Annotated in this window: 17 protein-coding genes, 2 tRNA genes and 3 pseudogenes; 12 read left to right on the plus strand and 10 right to left on the minus strand. The window is 66.4% G+C overall.

Annotated features, from left to right (window positions below; translation table 11 throughout):
• Positions 1–486: 486 nt before the first annotated feature.
• From M5I08_RS10805 to M5I08_RS10815, 3 genes are all read left to right on the plus strand, one after another.
• Complete coding sequence (locus M5I08_RS10805) at positions 487–9,756, plus strand: type I polyketide synthase (RefSeq protein ID WP_219066609.1); 9,270 nt, start codon at positions 487–489, stop codon at positions 9,754–9,756.
• Between the two features lie 101 nt (positions 9,757–9,857).
• A complete protein-coding gene (gene acpS / locus M5I08_RS10810) occupies positions 9,858–10,250 on the plus strand; it encodes a holo-ACP synthase AcpS (RefSeq protein WP_219066610.1) in 393 nt (130 codons plus the stop codon).
• A gap of 95 nt (positions 10,251–10,345) precedes the next feature.
• Positions 10,346–11,671 (plus strand): dipeptidase, encoded by a 1,326-nt coding sequence (locus M5I08_RS10815; RefSeq protein WP_219066611.1) that lies wholly within the window; start codon positions 10,346–10,348, stop codon positions 11,669–11,671.
• A 17-nt stretch (positions 11,672–11,688) separates the two neighbouring features.
• On the opposite strand, the pseudogene M5I08_RS26750 reads toward M5I08_RS10815, so the two are convergent.
• Together M5I08_RS26750 and M5I08_RS10835 are read right to left on the minus strand one after the other, a co-directional pair.
• Positions 11,689–12,798: pseudogene (locus tag M5I08_RS26750) on the minus strand (multicopper oxidase domain-containing protein); the annotation flags it as partial.
• A 217-nt stretch (positions 12,799–13,015) separates the two neighbouring features.
• Positions 13,016–13,186, minus strand: coding sequence for a hypothetical protein (locus tag M5I08_RS10835; RefSeq protein WP_219066612.1), 171 nt, complete (start codon positions 13,184–13,186; stop codon positions 13,016–13,018).
• Between the two features lie 114 nt (positions 13,187–13,300).
• Between M5I08_RS10835 and M5I08_RS10840 the strand changes: the two genes are divergently transcribed.
• Positions 13,301–13,603: an Rv3488 family transcriptional regulator gene (locus M5I08_RS10840; RefSeq protein WP_219066657.1), complete on the plus strand. Its 303-nt coding sequence runs from the start codon at positions 13,301–13,303 to the stop codon at positions 13,601–13,603.
• 23 nt (positions 13,604–13,626) lie between these two features.
• On the opposite strand, the gene M5I08_RS10845 is transcribed toward M5I08_RS10840, so the two are convergent.
• On the minus strand, positions 13,627–14,883 hold the full coding sequence (locus M5I08_RS10845; protein ID WP_219066613.1) for an APC family permease: 1,257 nt from the start codon (positions 14,881–14,883) through the stop codon (positions 13,627–13,629).
• A 67-nt stretch (positions 14,884–14,950) separates the two neighbouring features.
• On the opposite strand from M5I08_RS10845, the pseudogene M5I08_RS10850 reads away from it, so the two are divergent.
• A pseudogene (locus M5I08_RS10850) lies at positions 14,951–15,283 on the plus strand (DoxX family protein); the annotation flags it as partial.
• Positions 15,284–15,555: 272 nt separating this feature from the next.
• Positions 15,556–15,774 carry a hypothetical protein gene (locus M5I08_RS10855; protein ID WP_219066614.1) on the plus strand — a complete coding sequence of 73 codons (219 nt, stop codon included), beginning with the start codon at positions 15,556–15,558 and terminating at the stop codon, positions 15,772–15,774.
• A gap of 259 nt (positions 15,775–16,033) precedes the next feature.
• Here M5I08_RS10855 and bcp read toward each other — a convergent pair whose 3' ends face one another.
• Positions 16,034–16,507, minus strand: coding sequence for a thioredoxin-dependent thiol peroxidase (bcp, locus tag M5I08_RS10860; protein ID WP_219066615.1), 474 nt, complete (start codon positions 16,505–16,507; stop codon positions 16,034–16,036).
• Between the two features lie 119 nt (positions 16,508–16,626).
• Here bcp and M5I08_RS10865 point away from each other — a divergent pair, with 119 nt between their 5' ends.
• The 3 genes from M5I08_RS10865 (at position 16,627) to M5I08_RS10875 (ending at position 19,697) form a co-directional block, all read left to right on the plus strand.
• Entirely contained in the window at positions 16,627–16,854 is a 228-nt protein-coding gene (locus M5I08_RS10865) for a DUF3618 domain-containing protein (RefSeq protein ID WP_219066616.1), read from the plus strand.
• A gap of 174 nt (positions 16,855–17,028) precedes the next feature.
• Positions 17,029–18,507 carry a biotin carboxylase gene (locus tag M5I08_RS10870; protein ID WP_370328636.1) on the plus strand — a complete coding sequence of 493 codons (1,479 nt, stop codon included), beginning with the start codon at positions 17,029–17,031 and terminating at the stop codon, positions 18,505–18,507.
• Positions 18,508–18,545: 38 nt separating this feature from the next.
• A complete protein-coding gene (locus M5I08_RS10875) occupies positions 18,546–19,697 on the plus strand; it encodes a serine hydrolase domain-containing protein (RefSeq protein ID WP_249763342.1) in 1,152 nt (383 codons plus the stop codon).
• 24 nt (positions 19,698–19,721) lie between these two features.
• Here M5I08_RS10875 and M5I08_RS10880 read toward each other — a convergent pair.
• A tRNA-Lys gene (locus M5I08_RS10880) sits at positions 19,722–19,797 on the minus strand.
• Between the two features lie 186 nt (positions 19,798–19,983).
• Here M5I08_RS10880 and M5I08_RS10885 point away from each other — a divergent pair.
• Positions 19,984–21,183, plus strand: a complete 1,200-nt coding sequence (locus tag M5I08_RS10885) for a L,D-transpeptidase (RefSeq protein WP_219066660.1) — start codon at positions 19,984–19,986, stop codon at positions 21,181–21,183.
• Between the two features lie 8 nt (positions 21,184–21,191).
• Here the strand turns inward: M5I08_RS10885 and M5I08_RS10890 are convergent.
• A tRNA-His gene (locus M5I08_RS10890) sits at positions 21,192–21,267 on the minus strand.
• 47 nt (positions 21,268–21,314) lie between these two features.
• Positions 21,315–21,962 (minus strand): oligoribonuclease, encoded by a 648-nt coding sequence (gene orn / locus M5I08_RS10895; RefSeq protein WP_219066618.1) that lies wholly within the window; start codon positions 21,960–21,962, stop codon positions 21,315–21,317.
• Between the two features lie 35 nt (positions 21,963–21,997).
• On the opposite strand from orn, the pseudogene M5I08_RS10900 reads away from it, so the two are divergent.
• Positions 21,998–22,459, plus strand: a pseudogene (locus tag M5I08_RS10900) (helicase HerA-like domain-containing protein); the annotation flags it as partial.
• A 1-nt stretch (position 22,460) separates the two neighbouring features.
• Here M5I08_RS10900 and cmrA read toward each other — a convergent pair.
• Entirely contained in the window at positions 22,461–23,264 is an 804-nt protein-coding gene (cmrA, locus tag M5I08_RS10905) for a mycolate reductase (RefSeq protein WP_219066620.1), read from the minus strand.
• Between the two features lie 89 nt (positions 23,265–23,353).
• Here cmrA and M5I08_RS10910 point away from each other — a divergent pair, with 89 nt between their 5' ends.
• Positions 23,354–24,682 carry an MFS transporter gene (locus M5I08_RS10910; RefSeq protein ID WP_219066621.1) on the plus strand — a complete coding sequence of 443 codons (1,329 nt, stop codon included), beginning with the start codon at positions 23,354–23,356 and terminating at the stop codon, positions 24,680–24,682.
• Between the two features lie 14 nt (positions 24,683–24,696).
• On the opposite strand, the gene M5I08_RS10915 is transcribed toward M5I08_RS10910, so the two are convergent.
• Both M5I08_RS10915 and M5I08_RS10920 read right to left on the minus strand, forming a co-directional pair.
• Positions 24,697–25,443 carry an MmpS family transport accessory protein gene (locus M5I08_RS10915; protein WP_219066622.1) on the minus strand — a complete coding sequence of 249 codons (747 nt, stop codon included), beginning with the start codon at positions 25,441–25,443 and terminating at the stop codon, positions 24,697–24,699.
• A gap of 68 nt (positions 25,444–25,511) precedes the next feature.
• Positions 25,512–26,132, minus strand: coding sequence for an SACE_7040 family transcriptional regulator (locus M5I08_RS10920; protein ID WP_219066623.1), 621 nt, complete (start codon positions 26,130–26,132; stop codon positions 25,512–25,514).
• Positions 26,133–26,164: the final 32 nt, after the last annotated feature.

Consider the following 26,164-nt stretch of genomic DNA (forward strand, 5'->3'; position numbering starts at 1 on the left):
TACCGGCGACACCGCTAAGTACGCTGACCCGCGGGTAAGTTTCTAGCAAACTTCTTCCGCGCCGTCCGGCGGGCTGGTTATGGAATCCCGCAGCGCGCGGGCACGTTTGGACCGAGGTGCCCGGCGGAGCGCAGATTTTCTAGATAACGATTGCATAACAATACTGCCTTGAGCTGCGCTGTTGTTGTTACTCGAGCGTAACCACCTGCACGCAGCAGGTTTGGTCCGCAGGCCGTCGGCTGCGGTTGAGCGGACTGTTACCCAGCGCACCATTACCCGCGCGTAGAACTCACCAGTAACCGATTCACGCAGGAACTCCCACCGGTGCTTATGACACGCTTATGGCAGCCGATGACACCCTCGGTCGGCCTGCCGGGTCGGTCGAGATGCGGTCGTTGGACGGGGGCTCAGTCGGGATTTCGACGACATCCGCAGAGCAGCGCGGCTCTGACACGCAAGGCAAAAAGCGCTATAGGAGATACTCACTTGACGATCTACGAACACCACCCAGTGTCGGCGGACCACGACGGGGCGGCCTCGGATGCTCCAGCGGCCACGCAGGGCACCCATGCTCTGGTCGACCGTCTCAATGCCGGCGAGGCCTATGCCGCGGCGTTCGGTGGGCAAGGCGGCGCGTGGCTGGAGACGCTGGAAGAGCTGGTGTCCTCGGCAGGCATCGAATCCGAGCTGGCAACGCTGGTCGGCGAAGCGGACATGCTGCTCGAACCGGTCGCCAAGGAGCTCGTCGTGGTGCGTCCCATCGGCTTCGAGCCGCTGCGTTGGGTACGCGCGCTGGCGGCGCAGGACCCGGTGCCGTCGGCCAGGCAACTCACGTCGGCCGCGGTGTCGTTGCCTGGCGTGCTGCTGGCCCAGATCGCCGCGATACGCACCCTCGCGCGGCAAGGCATGGACTTGCACGCCACCCCGCCGGTGGCCGTCATCGGCCACTCGCAAGGCATCTTGGGCGTCGAGGCGCTCAAGGCCGCGGGAAATCGCGACATTGAGCTGTTGGCCATGGCACAGCTGATCGGCGCGGCCGGGACGCTGGTGGCCCGCCGGCGCGGAATCTCCGTCCTCGGTGACCGCTCACCGATGGTGTCGGTCAGCAACGCCGACCCCGAACGCATCTACCGGCTGCTCGAAGAGTTCTCCCAAGACGTCCGGACTGTGCTCCCGCCCGTCTTGTCGATCCGCAACGGCCGGCGCTCGGTCGTCATCACCGGAACCCCTGAGCAGCTGTCCCGCTTCGAGCTGTACTGCAAGCAGATCTCGGAGAAGGAGGAAGCCGACCGCAAGAACAAAATCCGGGGCGGCGACGTCTTCTCGCCGGTCTTCGATTCGGTGCAGGTCGAGGTCGGTTTCCACACGCCACGGTTGTCCGACGGTGTCGACATTGTCGGCGACTGGGCCGAGAAGGTCGGCCTCGATGTCGAATTGGCCCGCGCGTTGGCCGAGTACATCTTGGTGCAGCCGGTCGACTGGGTGGACGAGGTCGTGAAGGTCCACGAGGCGGGCGCGCGCTGGATTCTCGATTTGGGGCCAAGCGACATCCTCACCCGGCTCACCGCGCCGGTGATCCGCGGCCTCGGCATCGGCATCGTGCCCGCGGCGACCCGCGGCGGTCAACGCAACCTGTTCACGATCGGCGCCGTCCCCGAGGTGGCCCGTCCCTGGTCGAGCTACGCCCCGTCGGTAATCAGCTTGCCCGACGGCAGGATCAAGCTCTCGACGAAGTTCACCCGGCTGACCGGCCGGTCGCCGATCTTGCTGGCGGGCATGACCCCCACTACTGTCGACGCCAAGATCGTCGCCGCCGCGGCCAACGCCGGACACTGGGCCGAGCTCGCCGGCGGCGGGCAGGTCACCGAACCGATCTTCAACGACCGCATCGAAGAGCTGTCCGGGCTGCTTGACCCGGGTCGGACCTACCAATTCAACGCGCTGTTTCTCGATCCGTATCTGTGGAAGCTGCAGGTCGGCGGGAAACGGTTGGTCCAGAAGGCCCGCCAATCCGGTGCGCCAATCGACGGCCTGATCGTCAGTGCCGGCATCCCCGAGCTGGAAGAGGCCGTCGAGCTGATCGGCGAACTCAACGAGGTCGGGATCAGCCATGTGGCGTTCAAACCGGGCACCATCGAGCAGATCCGGTCAGTTATCCGCATCGCCACCGAGGTGCCGACCAAGCCGGTCATCGTGCACATCGAGGGTGGCCGCGCCGGCGGTCACCACTCCTGGGAAGACCTCGACGATCTGCTGCTGGCCACCTACTCGGAATTGCGGTCGCGGCCCAACATCACCGTCTGCGTCGGCGGCGGCATCGGCATCCCCGAGCGGGCAGCCGAGTATCTGTCCGGCCGCTGGTCCGAGTCCTACGGTTTCCCGCTGATGCCCGTCGACGGCATTCTGGTCGGCACCGCCGCGATGGCCACGCTGGAATCCACCACGTCGCCGTCGGTCAAGCGAATGCTGGTCGAGACGCAGGGCACCGAGCATTGGGTCAGCGCCGGAAAAGCTCAGGGCGGCATGGCTTCCAGCCGCAGTCAGCTCGGCGCCGACATCCACGAGATCGACAACTCCGCTTCGCGCTGCGGGCGGCTGCTCGACGAGGTCGCCGGAGACGCGGAGGCGGTCGCGGAGCGCCGCGACGAGATCATCGCGGCGATGGCCGCCACCGCCAAGCCATACTTCGGCGACGTCGGTGAGATGACCTACCTGCAGTGGCTGCAGCGTTATGTCGAGCTGACCATCGGCGACGGGAACAGCACGGCCGACACCGCCGCACCGGGCAGCCTGTGGCTGGCCGACACCTGGCGCGACCGGTTCGAGCAGATGCTTAAGCGAGCCGAAGCGCGGCTGCACCCCCAGGACCACGGTCCGATCGAAACTTTGTTTGACGACGAGGCGCTGCTGGAGAACCCCCGTGAGGCCGTTGCCGCCCTGCTGGCGCGCTATCCCGACGCTGAGACCGTGCTGCTGCACCCGGCCGATGTGCCGTCCTTCGTCACGCTGTGCAAGACGCCGGGCAAGCCGGTCAACTTCGTGCCGGTCATCGACAAAGACGTCCGGCGCTGGTGGCGCAGCGACTCGCTGTGGCAAGCCCACGACGCCCGCTACGACGCCGACCAGGTGTGCATCATTCCCGGCACCGCCGCGGTCGCCGGTATCACCCGCATGGACGAACCGGTCGGCGAATTGCTGGACCGCTTCGAGCAAGCCGCGATCGACGAGGTGCTCTTAGCCGGGGCGCAGGCCACGCCGGTGACCGCACGCCGGCAGGGCCGCACCGATGTGCACGGGCCGCTGGCCGTAGTGCTGGACGCGCCGGACGTGCTGTGGGCCGGCCGCGTCGCCACTAACCCGGTGCACCGTATCGCCGATCCTGCCGAATGGCAGGTGCACAGTGATATCAGCGGATCCGAGGATCCACGCGAGCCACGAGCCACCCATTTATCCACCGGTGCGCGGCTGCGCACCGACGGCGACCAGGCGGTGTTGAGCGTGCCGATCGCGGGCGCCTGGATCGACATCCGATTCAGCTTGCCCGCCAGCACCATTGACGGCGGCATTCCGGTTGTCCGTCCGAAGGACGCCATCGAGGCCATGCGCTCGGTGTTGGCCATCGCCGCGGGCGCCGACGGTCCGGACGCGCTGCCGCGGGTGCACAACGGGACGGCCACCGTGACCGTGCAGTGGGACCCTGAGCGGGTAGCCGACCACACCGGAGTGACCGCCACCTTCGGCGAGCCGCTGGCACCCACCCTGACCACCGTGCCCGACGCGCTGGTCGGGCGCTGCTGGCCTGCGGTTTTCGCGGCCATCGGCTCCGCGGTCACTGCTACGGGTGTGCCGGTTGTGGAAGGCTTGCTGAGTTTGCTGCACCTGGACCACGCCGCACACTTGCGCAGCGCCCTGCCCAAGGTGCCGGCCCAATTGACTGTCACCGCAACGGCTTCGGTGGCCACCGATACAGAAGTCGGTCGAGTGGTCCCGATTTCGGTGACGGTCGCCGCCGCGGACCGCACGATCCTCGCCACCTTTGAGGAGCGGTTCGCGATCCGCGGCCGCACCGGTCCCGCCGAACTCACCGACCCGTTGCGCGCCGGTGGCGCGGTCTCCGAAAACGCCACCGACACCCCGCGGCGGCGCCGACGGGATGTGATGCTGCCCGCACCGGTCGACATGCGCCCGTTCGCGGTGGTGTCCGGCGACCACAATCCGGTTCACACCGATCGGTCCGCCGCACTGTTGGCCGGTCTCGAATCGCCGATCGTGCACGGGATGTGGTTATCGGCAGCGGCGCAACATGTGGCGACGGCCACCGACGGTCAAGCCCGCCCGCCGGCTCGGCTAATCGGATGGACAGCCCGATTTTTGGGCATGGTGCGTCCCGGCGATGAGGTGGATTTCCGGGTCGATCGGGTCGGAATCGACCAGGGTGCAGAGGTTTTGGAAGTCGCTGCCCGGGTCGGCTCGGATCTGGTGATGTCGGCGACGGCACGGCTGGCCGCCCCCAAGACGGTCTACGCGTTCCCCGGCCAGGGCATTCAGCACAAAGGCATGGGCATGGAAGTCCGGGCCCGCTCCAAGGCTGCCCGCAAGGTATGGGACGACGCCGACAAGTTCACCCGCGAAACGTTGGGCTTCTCGATCCTGCATGTGGTGCGCGACAACCCGACCAGCCTGATCGCCCTCGGCGTGCACTACCAGCACCCCGAGGGCGTGCTGTACCTGACTCAGTTCACCCAGGTGGGCATGGCGACGGTGGCCGCGGCGCAAGTCGCCGAGATGCGCGAGCAGGGGGCATTCGTCGAGGACGCGATCGCCTGCGGCCACTCGGTTGGCGAGTACACGGCGCTGGCCTGCGTCAGCGACATCTACGGGTTGGAAGCCTTGCTGGAGACGGTGTTTCAGCGTGGAACCAATATGCACGACATCGTGCCGCGCGACGAGCTGGGCCGTTCCAACTACCGGCTGGCGGCAATCCGCCCGTCGCAGATCAATCTCGACGACGCCGACGTGCCGGCGTTTGTCGACGAGATCTCGCAGCGCACTGGGGAGTTCCTGCAGATCGTGAACTTCAACCTGCGCGGCTCGCAGTACGCGATCGCCGGCACGGTCCGCGGTCTGGAGGAGCTGGAGGCCGAGGTGGAGCGGCGCCGTGAACTCGCCGGCGGTCGACGCTCGTTCATTCTGGTGCCGGGCATCGACGTGCCGTTCCACTCCGAGGTGCTGCGGGTCGGTGTGGCAGAGTTCCGCCGTTCGCTGGAGCGGGTCATGCCACGCGATAAGGATCCCGACCTGATCGTCGGGCGCTACATCCCCAACCTGGTGCCCCGTGTGTTCAGCCTCGACCGCGACTTCATCCAGGAGATTCGCGATCTGGTACCGGCGGAGCCGCTCGACGAGATTCTCGCCGACTACGACACCTGGCGTCGCGAGCGGCCCCGGGAGATGGCCCGGACGGTCTTCATCGAGCTACTGGCCTGGCAGTTTGCCAGCCCCGTGCGCTGGATCGAAACTCAGGACCTGCTGTTCACCGAAGAAGCTGCAGGCGGTTTGGGTGTGGAGCGGTTCGTCGAGATCGGCGTGAAGTCGGCGCCGACGGTCAGCGGACTGGCCACCAACACCCTCAAGCTGCCCGAATATGCCCACAGCACAGTGGAAGTGCTCAACGCCGAGCGCGACGCCGCGGTGCTGTTCGCCACCGACGCCGACCCGGAGCCGGGCGACGACGAGGAGTTCGCACCTTCCGGCGAGGCCGCTGCCTCGCCGGAGGGCGCACTCAACCCTAATGTCGTCGCCGCCGTCGCTCCGGCTAGCGCCGGAGCTCCGCCAGGTACTCCACGACCCGACGACATTCCGTTCGACGCCGCCGACGCCACCCTGGCGCTGATCGCGCTCTCGGCCAAGATGCGCATCGACCAGATCGAGGAGCTGGACTCCATCGAGTCGATCACCGATGGCGCATCGTCGCGGCGCAACCAGTTGCTGGTCGACTTGGGTTCCGAGCTTAACCTCGGTGCCATCGACGGCGCCGCCGAAGCAGACCTGGCCGGTTTGCGTTCGCAAGTCACCAAGCTGGCGCGCACCTATAAGCCTTATGGGCCAGTACTTTCCGACGCGATCAACGACCAGCTGCGGACGGTGCTGGGCCCGTCCGGCAAGCGGTCCGGCGCCATCGCCGAGCGGGTGAAGAAGACCTGGGAGCTCGGCGACGGCTGGGCGAAGCATGTCACGGTCGAGGTCGCGCTCGGGACCCGCGAAGCCGCCAGCGTTCGCGGCGGCGCAATGGGCAACCTGCACGAGGGTGCCCTGCCCGACGCCGCTTCCGTCGACAAGGTCATCGACGCCGCGGTGGCGGCGGTGGCCGCCCGCCGCGGAATTGCGGTAACGCTGCCGTCGTCCGGCGCCACCGGCGGTGCGACCGTCGATGCCGCCGCGCTCGGCGAATTCACTGAGCAGATCACCGGCCGCGACGGCGTGCTGGCCTCGGCGGCCCGCCTGGTGCTGGGTCAACTGGGGTTGGACGACGCGGTCACCGTGCCGCCGGCTGCGACCGACGCAGAGCTGATCGACCTGGTTAGCGCCGAATTGGGCGCGGACTGGCCACGCTTGGTGGCACCGGTGTTCGACGGCAAGAAGGCCGTGCTGTTCGACGACCGTTGGGCCAGTGCCCGCGAAGACCTGGTCAAGCTCTGGCTGATCGACGACGACGAGGTCAACGCCGACTGGGCCCGACTGTCCGAGCGGTTCGAGGGTGCAGGCCACGTGGTGGCGACCCAGGCGACCTGGTGGCATGGCAAGGCACTTGCGGCCGGGCGCCAGATCCACGCTTCGCTCTACGGCCGGATCGCAGCCGGCGCGGAGAACCCGGACAACGGCCGCTACAGCGACGAAGTCGCGGTGGTCACCGGCGCGTCCAAAGGCTCGATCGCGGCGTCGGTGGTCGGGCGGCTACTCGACGGCGGTGCCACCGTCATCGCGACGACATCCAAGCTCGACGACGAGCGGCTAGCTTTCTACCGGGCGCTGTACCGCGATCACGCCCGCTACGGCGCCGCCCTGTGGGTGGTGGCGGCCAACATGGCGTCCTACTCGGATATCGATGCGCTGGCCGAATGGATCGGCACCGAGCAAACCGAAAGCCTTGGCCCGCAATCGATTCACATCAAGGACGCGCAGATCCCGACGCTGCTGTTCCCGTTCGCGGCACCCCGTGTCGCCGGCGACCTGACCGAGGCCGGCTCGCGCTCGGAGATGGAAATGAAGGTGTTGCTGTGGGCGGTGCAGCGACTGATCGGCGGGTTGTCGCGAATCGGCGCCGAGCGCGACATCGCCGCGCGGCTGCACGTGGTGCTGCCCGGGTCGCCCAACCGCGGAATGTTCGGCGGCGACGGCGCCTACGGTGAAGCCAAGTCGGCGCTGGACGCCGTGGTGACCCGATGGAAAGCCGAGTCATCGTGGGCGCAGCGCGTCAGCCTTGCGCACCCGCTGATCGGCTGGACCCGCGGCACTGGGCTGATGGGACACAATGACGCGATCGTCACCGCCGTCGAACAAGCTGGTGTGACAACGTATTCCACCGATGAGATGGCCGGCATGCTGCTCGGACTCTGCGACATCGAGTCCAAGGCGGCCGCCGCCTGCGCGCCGCTGAAGGTCGACCTGACCGGCGGGCTCGGCGATGTCGACCTGGACATGGCCGAGTTGGCCGCCAAGGCGCGCGGGGACCAGTCCGCCAAGGCCGCGAAGGACGACGACTCTGACGCCGAGGGCACGATCGCCGCGCTGCCGTCGCCGCCGCGTGGCTACGCCCCGGCCCCGCCGCCGCAATGGGACGACCTCGACGTCGACCCGGCTGATTTGGTGGTCATCGTCGGCGGCGCTGAACTCGGCCCGTACGGCTCCTCGCGCACCCGCTTCGAGATGGAGGTCGACAACGAATTGTCAGCCGCCGGTGTCCTCGAGCTGGCCTGGACCACCGGGCTGATCCGCTGGGAGGATGACCCTCAACCTGGTTGGTATGACACCGAATCCGGCGATCTGGTCGACGAGGCGGAGCTGGTCGAGCGCTACCACGACGCTGTGGTGGAGCGCGTCGGCATCCGTGAGTTTGTCGACGACGGCGCGATTGGCCCGGACCACTCCGCGCCGCTGTTGGTAAGCGTGTTCCTGGACAAGGACTTCAGCTTCGTGGTGTCCGGCGAGGCCGACGCCCGCGCGTTCGCGCAGTTCGATCCTGAGCACACCGTCGTGCGCCCGGTGCCCGGTTCCACCGACTGGGAGGTGATCCGCAAGGCGGGCACCGAGATTCGGGTGCCGCGCAACATCAAGCTGTCGCGAAACGTCGGTGGGCAGATTCCGACCGGCTTCGACCCCACGGTGTGGGGCGTCAGCCCGGACATGGCGACCTCGATCGATCGGCTGGCGGTGTGGTACATCGTGACGACTGTCGATGCGTTCCTGACCGCCGGCTTCACCCCGGCCGAAGTGATGCGCTACGTGCACCCAAGCCTGGTGGCCAACACCATGGGCACCGGCATGGGCGGTGGCACCTCGATGCAGACGATGTACCACGGCAACCTGCTGGGCCGTAACAAGCCCAACGACATCTTCCAGGAGGTGCTGCCGAATATCGTTGCAGCGCATGTGGTTCAGTCCTATGTCGGCAGCTACGGCGCGATGATCCATCCGGTCGCCGCGTGCGCGACGGCCGCGGTCTCTGTCGAGGAGGGCGTCGACAAGATCCGGTTGGGCAAGGCCGAGTTGGTGGTCACCGGCGGCATCGACGACCTGACGCTGGAAGGCGTCATCGGCTTCGGTGACATGGCGGCCACCGCCGACACGGCCATGATGCGCGGCCGTGGCATCGCGGACTCGAAGTTCTCCCGGCCCAACGACCGGCGTCGGCTGGGCTTCGTCGAGGCCCAGGGCGGTGGAACCATCCTGCTGGCCCGCGGCGATCTCGCGGTCAAGATGGGGTTGCCGGTGTTGGCGGTGGTGGCCTTTGCGCAGTCGTTCGGCGATGGTGTGCAGACCTCGATTCCGGCTCCAGGTCTTGGCGCTCTGGGCGCCGGGCGTGGCGGCAAGGATTCTCCGTTGGCCCGGTCGCTGGCGAAGTTGGGTGTCGAGGCCGACGACGTCGCGGTGATCTCCAAACACGACACCTCGACGTTGGCCAACGACACCAACGAGACCGAACTGCACGAGCGGCTGGCCGATTCGCTCGGCCGCTCGCCCGGCGCACCGCTGTTCATCGTGTCGCAAAAGAGCCTGACCGGACACCCCAAGGGCGGCGCGGCGGTCTTCCAGATGATGGGGCTGTGCCAGGTGCTGCGCGACGGGGTCATTCCGCCCAACCGCAGCTTGGACTGCGTCGACGAGGAACTGGCCGGCTCCGCGCACTTCGTCTGGATCCGCGACACGTTGCGGCTGGGCGGCAAGATCCCGCTGAAGGCTGGGCTGGTGACCAGCCTCGGGTTCGGCCACGTCTCCGGGTTGGTTGCGCTGGTGCACCCGCAGGCCTTCCTGGCCACGCTGGACGCCGGGCAGCGTGCCGACTATCAGCGACGGGCCGACGCGCGGCTGCTGGCTGGTCAGCGCAGGCTGGTTTCGGCGATAGCCGGCGGGCGCCCGATGTACGAGCGGCCCGCGGACCGTCGTTTCGACCACGAGGTGTCCGAGAAGCGGCAGGAGGCGGCGATGTTGCTCGATGCGGAAGCGCGATTGGGCGACGGGGACCTCTACCGTGTGTAAACACCCTCTGTGACCGTCCGATAGGGTCGCAACCCATGAGCCGCGCTGGCGACGATGCAGTGGCACCTCCCAGCCGCGCGGCGATGAGGAGGAGCGGCGCCATGAGCATTGTCGGAGTGGGGATCGACCTTGTCTCCATCACTGAATTCGCCGAGCAGGTCGATCAGCCGGGAACCGTCTTCGCCGAAACATTCACCCCGGGTGAACGGCGAGACGCCTCCGACAAGAGTTCGTCGGCGGCACGCCACCTGGCGGCGCGCTGGGCGGCCAAGGAAGCGGTGATCAAGGCGTGGTCCGGGTCGCGGTTCTCCCAGCGGCCCGTGCTTCGCGAAGACATCCACCGCGACATCGAGGTGGTGACCGACATGTGGGGCCGACCGCGGGTCCGGCTGACCGGTGCCATCGCCAAGCATTTGGCCGATGTGACGATCCATGTATCGCTGACTCACGAAGGGGATACCGCGGCCGCGGTTGCCATCCTGGAGACCGACTAAGCGGGAGCGTGCGTGTTTGTTCGCGACACGCCGCGATCGCCGGCACTGTGTGCACGCTCGCGCCGTATTTGGCGAACCGCTAGCCTAAAAAGATCATGAGCGATCTCGTCGAACGCGTCCGCGAGGTATTGCCATCAGTGCGCCGTGATCTGGAGGCACTGGTACGCATCCAATCAGTCGGGGCCGACCCGGCTCGTCGTGACCAGGTGCATCGCAGCGCCCAAGCCACGGCGGACCTGTTGTCGCAGGCTGGTTTTGACGATGTACAGATAGTCAGCGAGGGCGGTGCGCCCGCCGTCATCGCCCGGTATCCGGCGCCGCCGGGAGCGCCAACGGCGCTGCTATACGCCCACCACGACGTGCAACCCGAAGGCGATCCCGCACAGTGGACCTCACCGCCGTTCGAGCCGGCCGAACGCGACGGTAGACTCTACGGACGCGGCAGCGCCGACGACAAAGCTGGTATCGCAACGCATTTAGCGGCGTTTCGGGCTCACGGCGGCCAGCCTCCGGTGGGGGTGACGGTGTTCGTCGAGGGCGAGGAGGAGATCGGCTCGCCCTCGCTGGGCCGGCTGCTGGCTGCGCATCGCGACGCGTTGGCCGCCGACGTGATTGTCATCGCCGATTCGGACAACTGGAGCACCGACGTTCCCGCGCTGACCGTGTCGCTACGCGGGCTGGCCGACTGCGTGGTCGAGGTCGCCACCCTGGACCACGGCCTGCACTCCGGTCTGTGGGGCGGTGTAGTTCCTGACGCGCTGTCCGTACTGGTGCGCCTGTTGGCCAGCCTGCACGATGACGACGGCAACGTCGCGGTCGCCGGTCTGCGCGAAAGTACCGCCGCCGCAGTCTATTACCCTGCCGAGCGGGTGCGAGCCGAGTCGGGCCTGCTGGGTGGGGTAACCGAAATCGGCTCTGGCTCGGTGCCGCAGCGACTGTGGGCCAAGCCGGCAATCACGGTGATCGGCATCGACACCACATCCATTGCCGCATCGTCGAATACGTTGATCCCGCGTGCTCGCGCCAAGGTCAGCATGCGCGTCGCTCCTGGGGGCGACGCGGCCGCACATCTGGATGCGTTGCGCGTTCATCTGGAACAACACGCGCCGTGGGGCGCGCACGTCACCGTGGCGCCCGGCGACATCGGCCAGCCCTACGCCATCGACGCCGGCGGCCCGGTCTACGACGCGGCACGGGCGGCGTTGCGACAAGCCTGGGGAACCGAGCCGGTCGAGATGGGGATGGGCGGGTCGATCCCGTTCATCGCCGAGTTCGCCGCCGCGTTCCCGCATGCGGCCATTCTGGTTACCGGCGTGGAGGACCCAGCGACGCAGGCGCACAGCATCAATGAAAGCTTGCATTTGGGTGTGCTGGAACGGGCCGCGGCCACCGAGGCGCTGCTACTGGCCAACCTGGCCTGAAGGCCGGCAGCCAGTGGTCATGTTGTGTTCAGCAGCGTCATGAGCCCGTAGTCCATGTGGATCTGCCGATGGCAATGCAGCAGCGACAGGCCGGGTTGATCGGCGACGAAGTCGATCTCCATGCTTTGGTAGCCGCCGAGCATTGCGACGTCCTTGCGCACGCCGGCCGTGGGTGTGCCGGCGACGCAGGTGATTTCGAATGCGTGCCGGTGCAGGTGCAGTGGGTGCAAGTCGTCGGGGGCGTTGCGAAAGCGCAGCCGGTATCGCTTGTTCAATTGCAGGTCGAGCACCGGTTTGTTGGTGTCCATGGAAAACGGTCTGGCGTTGATAGTCCAGACGTTGAAGCCATTGTCGGCGGCGTTGTGCTTCTCGATCAGCATTTCGATAGTGTGATCGGGCGGGATTGCGCCTGCTGGGTTGGGTGCCGCAAACCGGCGGTAATCCCAGTTGAACGGCGGGGGTGGCGCCCATCGCGGATTCCCGGTGTTGCCCGCGTATTCCACAACGATGCCCATGCCGTGTCCGCGGTCGTCGTCGGAAAGATCGCCGAGCACCCATACCCCCGGGGTGGTCATGGGGACAATCGCCGAGGCCGCTCGGCCGCAACGAGCCACAGCACCGGCACCGGTGCGGGGTGGGGCACCGGGTTACCGTCGAGGGCGATCACGGTGAACGTATGGCCGGGCAAGGCAAGGCTGCGGGTTTCGGTGGCGCTGCCGTTGAGGACGTGCAGCAGCACCCGTTGGCCGGTTTGCACGCGGATCGGATCGCCGTGGCCGAGCATCCGCCCGTTGATGGGAAACGCGCTGTAGCCGACCTCGTACCCACGCGGGTTACCGTGGGCCAGCCACGCTTTCATAGCTGATTCGCCTTTGTCCTTGAGGTCGGGATCCTCTTTGCCGGCCAGGAAATCGCTGGCCGTGTCGCCACCGCGGCTGAAGGTGGGCTCACAGGCCGCGGCGAAACTCCTTGAGCGTCAGGAAAATCTCCTGGTCGTAGCGGCCCGGATTTTGCTTGGGTTCGATGTACACCGGGCCGACCAAGCCGCTGTACTGGCCTCGGGAGAGATCGTCGCGCGCAACCACGTGAGTCTGATAGAAACGGAACCCCGCCGGACCGGGCGGTTCCAGCCGCCTGGCGCCGGTTTGGCGCCGTCTGCCATCGGACGTGCCGCTCTAGTGGGCCCGGACAGCAACAACCGCAATGGCCCGCGAATTACTTCGGCGAAGGCCGGTGCGGCGTTGAGGTCCAAAGCGAAGCCGAGGTGCGTGGCGTAGAAATCGATCGCACTGTCGACATCATCGACGAGGTGTCGCACGCTAGCCATTTCGGTGGATGTGGTCGTCATCGATCAGCGAGTCCAACCCGAAGCCGGCAAGCGCCACCGATCTGGCCTGGAGGGCCGTCCGCCGCGAGGATGACGATGCCGACCACGTTCCAGGCCAGTGGGGCGTATTCGAGGGCAAATCCGCGCCGCAATAAAGATCGGCGGGCGTCCTGGTCGAGCTGGCTCATCGGAGCAGTCTCAAATAGGGCTGCGGTGGCCCCGGGATGGTTGGCCCGCCCATGTGCCCGGTGCAGGTAGAATCGGTTGCCGATATCGGATTCGTCATTTTGGTGGTGGTGTGGGTGCGGGAGTTTCTGCGTGGGGCGGTGCGGCTGCACATTCTGCACCATGCGGCCCACGATGGCGTGCATGGTGCGTGGCTGACCACGGAGCTGGCGCGGCACGGGTACGACATCAGCCCGGGCACCTTGTATCCGACGTTGCATCGGCTGGAAGCCGATGGGTTGTTGACCTCGGAGCAACAGGTTGTGGACGGACGTGTGCGTAGGGTCTATCAGGCGACGCGCGCCGGGCGCAAGGCATTGGATGCCGACCGCAAAGCGCTGGCGGAATTGGCGCGCGAGGTGCTCGGCGGTCACACCTAAGCTGCGCTGTCTGGCAACAAGTCTCACGGATGCGTTGGGGTCAGTCGTCGGCGGGTGAGGTAGGCCAGGGCACCGATGGCGAGGACTGCGGCGCCGGACAAGACTGAGGTGATGGGAAGGGCGAAGGCCAGGATCAGGCATCCGGTGGTGCCGAGGACCGGGATCAGGCGTGGCGGGGGGCCTTCGCTTAGGGTGAGGGTCCAGGCCGAGGCGTTGGCGATGGCGATGGCGATGGCGTAGTAGGCCAGCACTCCGAAGGAGGAGAACCCGATCGCGCCGCGCACATCGACGAACGCGGCAAGGACCGCGACGACGACGCCGACGGCCAGCTCGACGCGATGCGGCACGTCGAAGCAAGGGTGCACCGCCGCCAGCATCCGCGGTAGGTGCCGGTCGCGGGCCATGGCGAATGTGGTGCGGGAAACACCGAGGATCAGCGCCAGCAGTGATTCCAATGCGGCGGCTGCCGCCCCGGCACGGACCAAGGGCACCAGCGCAGCTGCTCCAGCGGCGCGCACCACCTCGGCCAACGGTGCTGTGGCGGTAGCTAATCCGTGTGGTCCGAGCACCATCAGCGACGCGACGGCGACTGCAGCGTAAACGGCGAGCGCGATTGCCAGCGCGATCGGAATAGCGCGGGGGATGGTGCGGGCCGGGTCGCGGACTTCCTCACCGAGGGTGGCAATGCGGGCATAGCCAGCGAAGGCGAAAAACAGCAGACCCGCCGCCTGCAACACACCCCACGCCGTGGCGTCAGCGCCGACGTCCAGCCGCGACCATTGCCCGGCAGCCCAGCTCAGTGCTGCCAAGACGACGGCAGCCAGCACCGCAAGCACGACCGCCACGATGATCCGGGTGAGCAACGCCGATTTCTGCACACCGCGGTAGTTCACCGCGGTCAACGCCAGCACCGCCGCGACCGCGACCACGTGCGCCTGCCCGGGCCGAATGTAAAGCCCGACGGTCAACGCCATCGCCGCACACGAGGCGGTCTTGCCGACGACGAATCCCCACCCGGCCAGATACCCCCAGAACTCGCCGAGTCGTTCACGCCCGTAGACATAGCTGCCGCCGGAGGCGGGGTATCGGGCGGCCAGCCGCGCCGAGCAGATGGCATTGCTGTAGGCGACCACCGCCGCGACCGCCAGCCCGATCAACAACCCGGATCCGGCCACCGCCGCAGCTGGAGCGAGCGCGGCGAAGATTCCCGCGCCGATCATCGATCCCAGCCCGATCACCACCGCGTCGGTGACGCCGAGCCGCCGGTAGGCTCGCATCATATCGGTCAGCGATATCGGAAGGCGAGTGTCGATGGCGGGAACGGCACGGCGTGTGTGGGCGCGCGTCCTGGGCGCGGACGGGCCGGCGGCGGTGATCTGTGTGCGGGTGGCTGTGGGGCTGGTATTCGCCAGCGAGGGGATCCAGAAGTTCCTCTACCCGGACAAGCTGGGACCGGGCCGGTTCGACACGATTGGGATGCCGGCGGCGACGTTTTTCGCCGACTTTGACGGCGTCGTCGAAATCGCCTGCGGTGCATTGATCGTCATCGGGTTGCTGACCCGGCTGGCGTCGGTGCTGTTGCTGATCGACATCAGCGGGGCGATCGTGCTCACCAAGCTGCGCGAGTTGCGTCCCGGCGGGTTCAGAGGTGTGGAGGGCTTCTGGGGGATGGCCCACGCACTTGTGCATCAGACTCGCTAGGTGGGCCGTGGCTCGCTCATGTTTTCAGCTATCGATGACCGATATCGGATTACACTATCGTTATCCGATATCGAGTGGTAGATTTGGTTTAACCGATCTTCCCGACTAAGAGCTGGTCGGCCTTCGCTGTCGCCCGCGGGGCTGAGCGGAGATGCCGCCCGGGTCTTGCGGGTGGGCCGGGGATTCACACAACTCACACCTGGCGTAAAGGCAAGCGCCAGCACAGCACATCCTGAAAGGTAGTTTTTGCGATGATTATTGACGATCATGATTCGCCGGACCCCGTAGTGCACACCACCGCGATCGCCGACAAGCTCGGCGAGCTTGTCGGGCATCTGCGCGGCGATATCGACAAAGTCAGCGAACCGCGAGCACAGGCGCTGTTCGAGACCGCCGCAGAAGTACTCACCGGCCTACGTACCGCGTTCAGTCACTACGGCGAACACAAAGAAAAAGCCTGGACCGGCTAAGCCGGTCCAGGAATCCCGAAGCTGTCAGAAAGCGCAAAGTAGCGATCCAGTTGGCCGCTGACCTGTGGTTCAGCCGTGTCGGCGGGGGCTGGAGAGCCTCTCGGTGGCCTGGTGTATGGCGGCGGGTTCGGGTTTGACGTAGCGCGGTACTGTCTTCGGGGTCGGTGGTTGCTCGCCGGTGCGGGCCGGGCTGGTGTTCGGACAGCGGCCGCGGTCGCGACCCGCGATCAGCCGCGGCAGCAGGTGGGGCGAACCTGGTTTAGACCGACAGGTCGCGGCGCAGTTTGGCCACATGGCCGGTGGCCTTGACGTTGTATTGCGCGACGGCGATCTTGCCCTTTTCGTCGACCACAAACGTGGAGCGGATCACGCCCTGCACGGTCTTGCCGTACATCTGTTTTTCGCCGTAGGCGCCCCAGGCGGTCAGCACTTTGCGGTCGGGATCGGACAGCAGCGGAAATGTCAGGCCTTCGGCGTCACGGAATTTGGCCAGCTTTTCCGGTCTATCGGGGGAGATGCCGACGACGTCTAGTCCGGCGCCGTTGAGCTCGGTCAGACTGTCGCGAAAGTCGCAGGCCTGTTTGGTGCAGCCCGGAGTTGACGCCGCCGGGTAGAAGTACACGATGACCCGACGGCCCGTGTAATCGGCCAGCGATACCTTGTTCCCATCGGCGTCAGGCAGGCTGAAGGCGGGCGCTTTGTCGCCCGGCGCGAGGCGTGCGGCATCGGTCAAGGAAGGCCCCTTTCTGTTCACCGGCACGTTGTACCGGCTCCGACTGCTTTAGGGTAGGTCGGCAGGCACCAACCTAGACCGAGGCCGGTCGTGGTGCGCCGACGACAGGAAGGACGAGAGTGGCGGAGCGGGATCCTGACACCATTAAGCAGGAGATCGACCAGGCCCGCGACCAGCTCGCGTCAACCGTCGACTCACTGGCTGAGCGGGCCAATCCCCGCCGACTCGCCGACGACGCCAAAGCCCGGGTGATCGGGTTCGTCAAGAAGCCCGCCGTGGCGGTCTTTCTGGCCGGGATCGGCGCGCTGACCATCGTTGTGGTGGTCCGGCGGATTCGCAACAGGTGATCGGCACTTGATGCGCCGTTCTTCGCGGCGCATAAGCGTCACTAGTCTTTCCGCACGGCCGTAAACAGGCCACACTTGTGGAATGACGATGCGTGATTTCACCGCCGCCGCGCTGACCGCAGCCGCCCCGCCAGCCCCGCAATATCGGGCGTCGACGTCACCGCGGCCGGCGTGATGGTGCCCCTCGGCGGGCCTGAACCCGAGCCGCGCCGCGCGCTGAACGGCCTGTCGGACGTACGCGCGTTTTTTCATACCAATGCAGTGCCGCTTTACTTCATCTCGCCGACCCCGTTCAACCTGCTAGGCATCGACGGCTGGGTACGGAACTTCTCCTACTTGACCTACTACGACTCATTCGAGGGTGCACACCCGCGCGTGTTCGTACCCCGGCGGCGCGACCGCATCGATTTCGATTCCATGGGGGATGTGTGCAAGCATCTCCTGCGCGATGCCGAGACGCTTGAGTTGATCGCGCAACGAGGGCCCGGTGGCAAGGCCTGCTTTGTGATGCTCGACGAGCAGACCCAGGCCCTCGCGCACCAGGCGGGTCTGGACGTCATGCACCCCCCGGCGGAGCTGCGCCATCGCCTAGGCTCCAAGATCGTCATGACGCGACTGGCCGATGAGGCGGGCGTTCCCAGCGTGCCTCACGCGATCGGCCGGGCCGGCACCTACGACGAGCTGACGGCGCTCGCGCAAAGCGCCGAACTGGGAGACGACGTGGTCGTAGAGGCCGCTTATGGCGACGCCGGCAGCGCGACGTTCTTTGTGCGCGGTCAGCGCGATTGGGACGATCATGCCGGGGACCTGGCCCAACAGGAACTTAAAGTCATGAAGCGCATCCGCAATGTCGAGGTATGCATCGAGGGCACGGTGACCCGTCACGGCATCGCGGTCGGTCCCGCGATGACCAGTCTCGTGGGCTACCCGGAGCTGACGTCGCGCAAGGGCGCCTGGTGCGGCAACGACATCTGGCGCGATGTGCTGCCGCCCGCACAGACGCACGCCGCCCGAGAAATGGTGCGAAAGCTGGGCGACATCCTTCGCCGCGAAGGGTATCTCGGCTACTTCGAGGTGGACCTCTTGCATGACCTGGACTCCGACGAGCTCTACCTCGGCGAGGTGAACCCGCGCCTGTCCGGCGCCAGCCCGATGACGAACTTGACCACCGAGGCCTACGCCGACATGCCGCTGTTCCTCTTCCACCTGCTCGAGTACATGGACGTGGAATACGAACTCGACATCGAGGAGATCAATTGCCGCTGGGAGCGGGGCTATGGCGAGGACGAGGTCTGGGGCCAGGTGGTACTCACGGAGACCTCGTCGGATGTCGAGCTTTTCAGCGCGACGCCACGCACCGGTGTGTGGCGCATCGAAGAGGACGGACGCGTCACCTTTGCGCGGCCCGCCCACGCCTGGGCCTCGGTGATTGACGAGTCCGAGGCCTTCTACATGCGGGTCGCGGCGCCCGGCGACTTACGCTGCGAGGGCGCCCAACTCGGCATCCTCGTCACCCGGGGGCACTTGCAGACCGAGGACTACCAGCTCACCGAGCGCTGCAAGCGCTGGGTCAAGGGCATCAAGGCGAAGTTCGAATCAATACCCTTGGGGCCTGCCACCCCGGTCGTTTCGCGGTTTGTCGCACGAGCGTGAGCAGCGCCGCACCCGCTGATATTCCGGTCGGCATCTCGCTGGAGAATTGGCTGTCGCCGCCATATTCGCAGTGGTCGTTCCAGCACGTCGAAGAGATGGTGCCGACCGCGGTAATCTCGCGCGAGAACGGGCCGGTCGCCCCGTTGCCCCCAGGCAATGCTGAGATGGCCGACGTCCCGGTCACCCGCACTGACAGCGCGGCCACCACCGTTGGCGCGGTGATGGCGGCCACCGCTACCGACGGGTGGGCCGTCGCCTACGGCGGGTCGATCGTGGCCGAGGAGTACCTCGACGGCCTAACAGCCGAGACCCGGCACCTGCTGTTCTCCGTGAGCAAGCCGCTCGTAGCAGCCGTCGTCGGCGCGCTGCACGGGACGGGTGCGATCGACCTTGGCGCGCCGGTCACGGCCTTCGTCCCCGGCTTGGCGAACTGCGGCTACGCCGGTGCGACGGTGCGCCACCTGCTGGACATGAGGTCGGGTATCGCGTTCTCGGAAAACCATGGTGACCCGGCCGCGGAGGTACACATCCTCGATCAGGCGATGGGGTGGGCGCCCAGGAGCGGTCCCGACGTCCCTTCCACGCTGCGTGATTTCCTGCTGACCTTGCGGCAGAAGTCGCCCCACGGCGGTCCGTTCGAATATCGCTCATGCGAAACCGATGTACTCGGCTGGATCTGCGAGGCCGCCGGCGGTCAGCGGATGCCCACACTGATGTCGGAGCTGCTGTGGAGCCGCATCGGCGCCCAATGCGACGCCACCATCGGCGTCGATGCCGTCGGCACCGGATTCTTCGACGGCGGCATCAACGCCTGCTTAACCGACATGATCCGGTTCGGGTCGCTGTTCTTGCGCGACGGCGTCTCGCTGACCGGCCAGCAAGTGGTGCCCGCGGCGTGGATCGCCGACACGCTCGACGGCGGGCCCGATTCACGGCAGGCGTTCGCCGCCAGCCCCGACGACACTGAATTGTCCGGCGGGATGTATCGCAACCACATGTGGTTCCCGTATCCGGGCAGCAACGTCGTGTTGTGCCTGGGCATGTTCGGTCAGATGGTCTACATCAACCGCGCTGCGGGGGTGGTCGCCGCCAAGTTATCCAGCCAGCCGCACTCTCACGAACCCCACATGGCAGACACGCTGCGCGCATTCGACGCGATCGCACATGAACTGGCTGGAACCGCCGGCTAGCCCGAGTAGGCGAGGTTACAAAGATGGTGCGCCGTCAGGGTTTCGAACCCCGGACCCGCTGATTAAGAGTCAGCTGCTCTACCAACTGAGCTAACGGCGCCTGGATCCAGCTGGACTGCGTTTGCGACAATAACAGCCCTCCCGTCGGCGAGTGAAATCGCCGAGCCCACGTCTAGCCTGAGATTGTCCGCTGATCACTGTAAACAGTCGTCTACCTCCTAGAATACTCGCCAGTCACACCGGATTGCGGTTCCGAGGGGGAGCAACATACGTGGTAGGTCGCTTGATGACGCGTGCGCACTGGTGCCGCCAATGGTTGGCTGTGCTGATGGTCCCGGCTGCTGTTTTGGGCGTGGGGGCCTGCACCGGCAACGGCGGCAACCCGCCGCCGAAAGCCATCATGGACAAGGCCACGCCGTACGGGGACCTGCTCGTCCCCAAGATCAGCGCTTCGGTGACCGACGGTGCCGTGGGCGTCGCGGTGGACAGCCCGGTATCAGTGACTGCCGATGACGGCGTGCTGGCCTCCGTCGAGATCGTCAACGAGAACGGGCGGTCGCTGAGCGGCGAGCTCAGTCCCGACGGTGTGCGCTGGTCGACCGCCGAGCCGCTGGGCTTCAACAGGAGCTACACGCTGACCGCCAAGGCGCGTGGGTTGGGCGGCGAGGCAACCCGCCAGATGGCGTTTCAGACCCAGTCGCCGCAGAACCTGGCCATGCCGTATGCCATGCCGCACGACGGCGAGGTGGTGGGCGTCGGTGAGCCGGTGGCGATCCGGTTCGACGAGAACATCGCCAACCGCGCTGCCGCCGAGAAGGTCATCGTGGTGACCACGGATCCGCCCGTCGATGGCGCGTTCTACTGGCTGAACAACCGCGAGGTGCGTTGGCGCCCAGAGCATTTCTGGAAGCCAGGCACCGTCGTCAACGTCGCGGTCAACACCTACGGCGTCGACCTGGGTGACGGAGTCTTCGGTGAAGACAACTTGCACACCCACTTCACCATCGGCGACGAGGTCATCGCAACAGCCGACGATGACACCAAGATGGTGACCGTGCGGGTCAACGGTGAGGTGGTCACGACCATGCCGACCTCGATGGGCAAGGACAGCACTCCGACCGCCAGCGGCATCTACATACTCGGGGAGCGGTTCGCGCACATGATCATGGACTCGTCGACCTACGGCGTACCGGTCAACTCACCCAACGGCTATCGCACCGAGGTGGATTACGCCACCCAGATGTCCTACAGCGGTGTCTTCGTGCATTCCGCGCCATGGTCGGTGGGCGCTCAGGGCCACACCGACACCAGCCACGGCTGTCTGAATGTCAGTCCCAGCAACGCGCAATGGTTCTTCGAACACACCAAGCGCGGCGACATCGTGGAAGTGCTCAACACCTTGGGGCCGCCGCTGTCAGGCACCGAAGGTCTCGGCGACTGGAACATGCCGTGGGACCAGTGGCACGCCGGCAACGCCAAGACGTAACGCCTGTTTGGGGTGAGTGACGGGACTCGAACCCGCGACATCCAGGATCACAACCTGACGCTCTACCAACTGAACTACACTCACCATCGCCGCCAGCCGGACCCAGAAGGGGACGAGCGGCGACGTCGATACTAGCCGTTAGGGCGCTCGACAACCGAATCGATTTCCTCCAGCGCGGCCGGTTCGCCCCCCAGCTCGACAGCTATCGCGGCAATGTCGCTGGTGGCAGGCCCTGGCGGCGGCACGAACGCGGTGCGCCGGTAGTACTGCAATTCGCGGATGGATTCGTGAATGTCGGCCAGCGCGCGATGCGCCAAGCCCTTGGCCGGCTGGCCGTAGTAGATGCGGGGGTACCAGCGCCGGCACAGTTCCTTGATCGAGCTCACATCGATCATCCGGTAATGCAGATACGAGTCCAGCACAGGCATGTCGCGGGCGATGAATCCGCGGTCGGTGGCGATCGAGTTACCGGCCAGCGGTGCCGTTTTGGCTTGTTTGACGTGCTCGCGGACGTAGTCGAGCACCATCGTCTCCGCGGTCGTCACATCCACAGTGGACGCCCGCACCTCCTCGATGAGGCCGGATCGGGTGTGCATTTCGGTAACCACGTCGATCATCGATGACAACGCCGCATCGTCGGCGTGGATCACCACGTCGATGCCGTCACCGAGAACATTCAAGTCCGCATCGGTGACCAGCACGGCGATCTCGATCAGCTTGTCCGTGCGCAGATCCAGCCCGGTCATCTCGCAGTCGATCCACACCAGTTCGTCCCGCACAGCGTTCACCCTAGGCAAAGTGAGCTACCAGGCCTGCAGCCACCCCGACCGTTCGTACCTACCCGAAAACCGATGTCTACGACTTGGCTTCGGCGTTGACGTCGCTGGGTATCGGTGAAGCGGTGGTCACCGTGTTGTCGGAGCGGGGCGCTCCGACCCCGGTAGCGTGGACCCGCTTGCGCTCGCCGCGGTCGCTGATGGCCACCATTGGCGACGACGCGATCGCCGCCGCCGCCAAGTCCGGCCCGCTGCAGGCGACGTACGGTCAAACCGTCGACCGGGAATCCGCATACGAGAAGATCCAAGCCAGGAAAGCGCAGGCCGCCTCGGCTGATCGACCTGCCGAGGCGGCGTCGAAGTCGGCGCCCGCGCCCGCGAAGAAACCAGGATGGTTCAAGCGCTTCGTGAATAGCCGTGGCTTCCAGACATTTCTCAGAGCGCTCGGTACGGAGATCGTCCGCAGCATGCTCGGTGGCGGCGGTCGCCGCCGCCGCTAAGTCAGCCGCCGAGCTTTTTGTAGAAGCTTCCGACGATTGGCGCGACGATAGCGCGCGGCGCGTACCCGCTCGCCACCGACAGGGCCTTGGACGTTAAGCCGGGCACGACGCGCATTTTATTGCGCGCCAACGCATCTAGCGAGGCGCGGGCTGTGTGCTCAGTGGAGATCCAGAGAAAGTCGGGCACCAGCTTCTCGACGATCGACGCCTCGGCCGGGTCGGGTAGCTCGGTGCGTACCGGCCCGGGTGCCAGCAGTGTGACGTGCACACCGGTTTTACGCAGTTCCCCGCGCAAGGACTCGCTGAACGTGTTGACGAACGCTTTGCTGGCCGCATACGTCGCGTTGTAGGGGATGGGTGAATTGCCTGCTGCCGAACCGGAAATCAAGATACCGCCGGCCTTTCGCTCGATCATCCCGGGCAGCACCGCGAGCACGAGATCGTGCACGGCGATCGCGTTTAGCTGTACCTGTGCTCTTTCCACCGCTACGTCGAGTGTCGAGACCGGACCGAAGGTCGCAGTGCCTGCGTTGGCGCACAGGACCGAGACGTTGCGAGTTGCCAACTCGTCGACCAGTTTCGCGCGTTCCGCCGGATCGGCGAGGTCGGCCGGGCGTACCTCGACGGCCACCCCGTAACTGTCGGTCAGACGGTCGGCCAGGGTGCTGAGAACGTCCTCGCGCCGCGCGGTGACGATCAGGCTGTGGCCGCGCGCGGCCAGTTCGGTGGCCAGTGCTTCGCCGATGTTTTGCGAGGCTCCGGTGACAACGGCGCGAGCGTCGGGGCTGGGCGCGGGTAGTGGCATGGGCCAATCGTAGACAGGCGCCAGAAGCCGGTCGGAAGCGCGGCGAAGCCGGGCGCACCGGGTCGGCGACCCGTCGTTAGAGTCGGAGCATGGGCAACCCGGGGTCGGGTTCGCGCAGATCCGAGCGATCCCGGGTGTTGACATGGGCACTGTGGGACACCGGTGCTGCCGGACTGAGCGCGATCGTGGTGACGTTCGTGTTCTCCGTTTATCTGACCGGCAGCGTCGGTCAGGGGCTGCCCGGTGGTGCTCCGCCGGCGAGTTGGCTGGGTCGCGCGCTCGCCGTCGCGGGAATGACCATCGCACTGCTGGCGCCGCTGATCGGCGTGTGGGTCGAGGACCCGCACCGGCGACGCGTGGCCCTGACCGTGCTGACCGGCCTGGCCGTGGCATTAACGTGCGCGATGAGCTTGATCCGCGAGAGGCCGGGGTATTTGTGGCCGGGGTTGGCGCTCCTTGCCGCGACAGCGGCGTGCGGTGATCTGGCCAGCGTTCCCTACAACGCGATGCTGCGACAGCTCTCGACGCCGCGAACCTCCGGCCGGATCTCCGGTTTCGGCTTGGCTGCGGGATTCATGGGCAGCGTCGGTTTGCTGCTGGTGGTCTACTTCGGCTTCATCTCTGGTAGCGGGTCCACCCGCGGGTTGCTGCATCTGTCCCCTAGCGACGGCATGAACGTCCGGACGGCGATGCTGGTTGCCGGCGGGTGGTTAGCGGTGTTCGCGCTGCCGCTGCTGCTGAGGGCGCGCCTGCTGCCTTCGGTTGGCGAGGTCGCGCCTCCGACGGGAGGCTTGCTGGGCGGTTACCGCAAGTTATGGACCGAACTGTCCGCCGAATGGCGCCGGGATCGCAACCTGGTGTATTTCGTGGTGGCCAGCGCGGTCTTCAGGGATGGGCTGGCCGGCGTGTTCACCTTCGGCGGCGTCCTCGGGGTGAACGTGTACGGGATTTCACCGGCCGACGTGCTGATTTTCGGCGTGGCCGCGAGCGTGGTGGCGGCGCTTGGCGCGGTGGTCGGCGGGCTTGTCGATGACCGGATCGGATCGAAGCGGGTGATCACCGCATCACTTGGCAGCATCATCGCGTTGTGTCTGACCATGATGACGTTGTCGGGTCCCCGCGCGTTCTGGCTGTGCGGGCTGCTGCTGTGCCTGTTTATCGGGCCGGCGCAGTCGTCGGCGCGCACGCTGCTGCTGAGGATGTCGCGAGACGGCAAGGAGGGGGTGGCCTTCGGCCTTTACACGATGACCGGACGTGCGGTGTCTTTCCTGGCGCCCTGGCTGTTTTCGGTGTTCGTCGACGTGTTCGGCGCGGTTCGCGCCGGCATCGCTGGGTTGTGTCTGGTCATGGGCGTCGGGCTGGTGGGCTTGCTGAGGGTGCACGCACCGCACCGAAGCCTCACCTCGACGGGCGTTTGAGCCCGAGAATCAGATCAGCTCGAGCCGTTGCAGACGGTCAAGCCAACGCCGGTGCGCTCGCTGACCTCGACCCCGTCTACGGTCAGTGAGCAGGTGACATCGTGGCCGATATTGATGATCGTGATATTGGCCTTCGCGCTGCTCGACGCCGGCAGGCTGACTTCCTTGCTCCACGGCAACACGACGTTGAATTCGGTGTGCATCATCCCGTCGTTGTCCACATAGGTGATGCTGATTGCGTGACCTTCGCCGGTGACGCTGTAGCCCACGGCCTGCATCGCGCCCGCGTTGGTGGGCGACGTGGACGCGGTGCTGCTCGGCGCCGAGGTGCTGGGGGATGACGAGGGCGGCGTCGAGGTGGTCGACGCCGCGGTTGGTGAACTGGGCAGCGAGGGCACCTCGGTTTGCTTCCTCGCCGCGCCGTTGGCGATCACCAGGGCGACGACCAATGCGGCAACCAGCAGCACCGCCAGGGCAGCTGCGATCCACAGCCAGCGCGGTGCTTTCGGCCGCCGCGACGGGGGTTCTCCCGATGGCTGATCTGGTGGAGTCTGACCGTGCACCCAGTACCGCGGGAACTTGTCGGTCGGATTGGTTGCATTCGAATTGGGCGCTGAACCGGGGTAGTACGAGGGCGGATAGACCGACTGCCCGCTGTAAGCCGGGTCGGAGTACGGCGGGTAAGCCTGGCGTATTCGTTCGGTTTGCTCGGTCCCCTGCTGAGCTGAACGTGTGTGCTCGGACCGACGCGGATCGCTCATGCCCACCTCATGCTGGCAGGGTACCTGCAGCTGATGGCGCTCGCCGCCGAGACATCGGCGGAGCGGCCTCACTGGCGCGCAGCGCCAACGGTCAAGGCGGCGACCGTCATCGCCCGCATCACGGCCCGTGACCTCGCCGCTTTACCATCGGCGGGCTTGAGGCTGTGTTGAGTCGAGTTGAGCAGCCCGAATACCGCGTGGGCCATCAACCGCGCGTCGGTCTCGGCGAGCGTCGGCTCGAGCTCGCGCAGCACGCCCACCCAGCCCTCCACGTACTGGCGCTGCGCCCGACGTACCTGACGCTGCGCCGCGGCCGGTAAATGTGTCAGGTCACGGTCCTGGATACGGATGAGATCCGGTTCACCCAGAGCGAAGTCGAGGTGGAAGTCGATCAAGCCGTCCAGTGCCGCGGCGGCGTCGGCCTCGCGCGAGATGACCTCTCGTGCACCGGCGAGCAAACGGGTGCTGATCCCGACCAACAACTCGACCAGCATCGACTCCTTGTTCGGGAAGTGCCGGTAGATCGCTGGGCCGCTGACCCCGGCTGCGGCGCCGATGTCTTCTAGTCGCACCGCCAGGAATCCACGTTCGGCGAACAGCCGCTCAGCCGCCGACAGGAGCCGCAAGCGGCGGTCCGATTTGCGTCGACTGCGGCGGCTGAGCGCCTCGGCCGGGGCAGACGCTGCCATGACGGCCCTCCCGCGACAACGCATGCTGGACA

This window comes from Candidatus Mycobacterium methanotrophicum, from assembly GCF_023515995.1.
In the GTDB taxonomy this organism is placed as follows: domain Bacteria; phylum Actinomycetota; class Actinomycetes; order Mycobacteriales; family Mycobacteriaceae; genus Mycobacterium; species Mycobacterium methanotrophicum.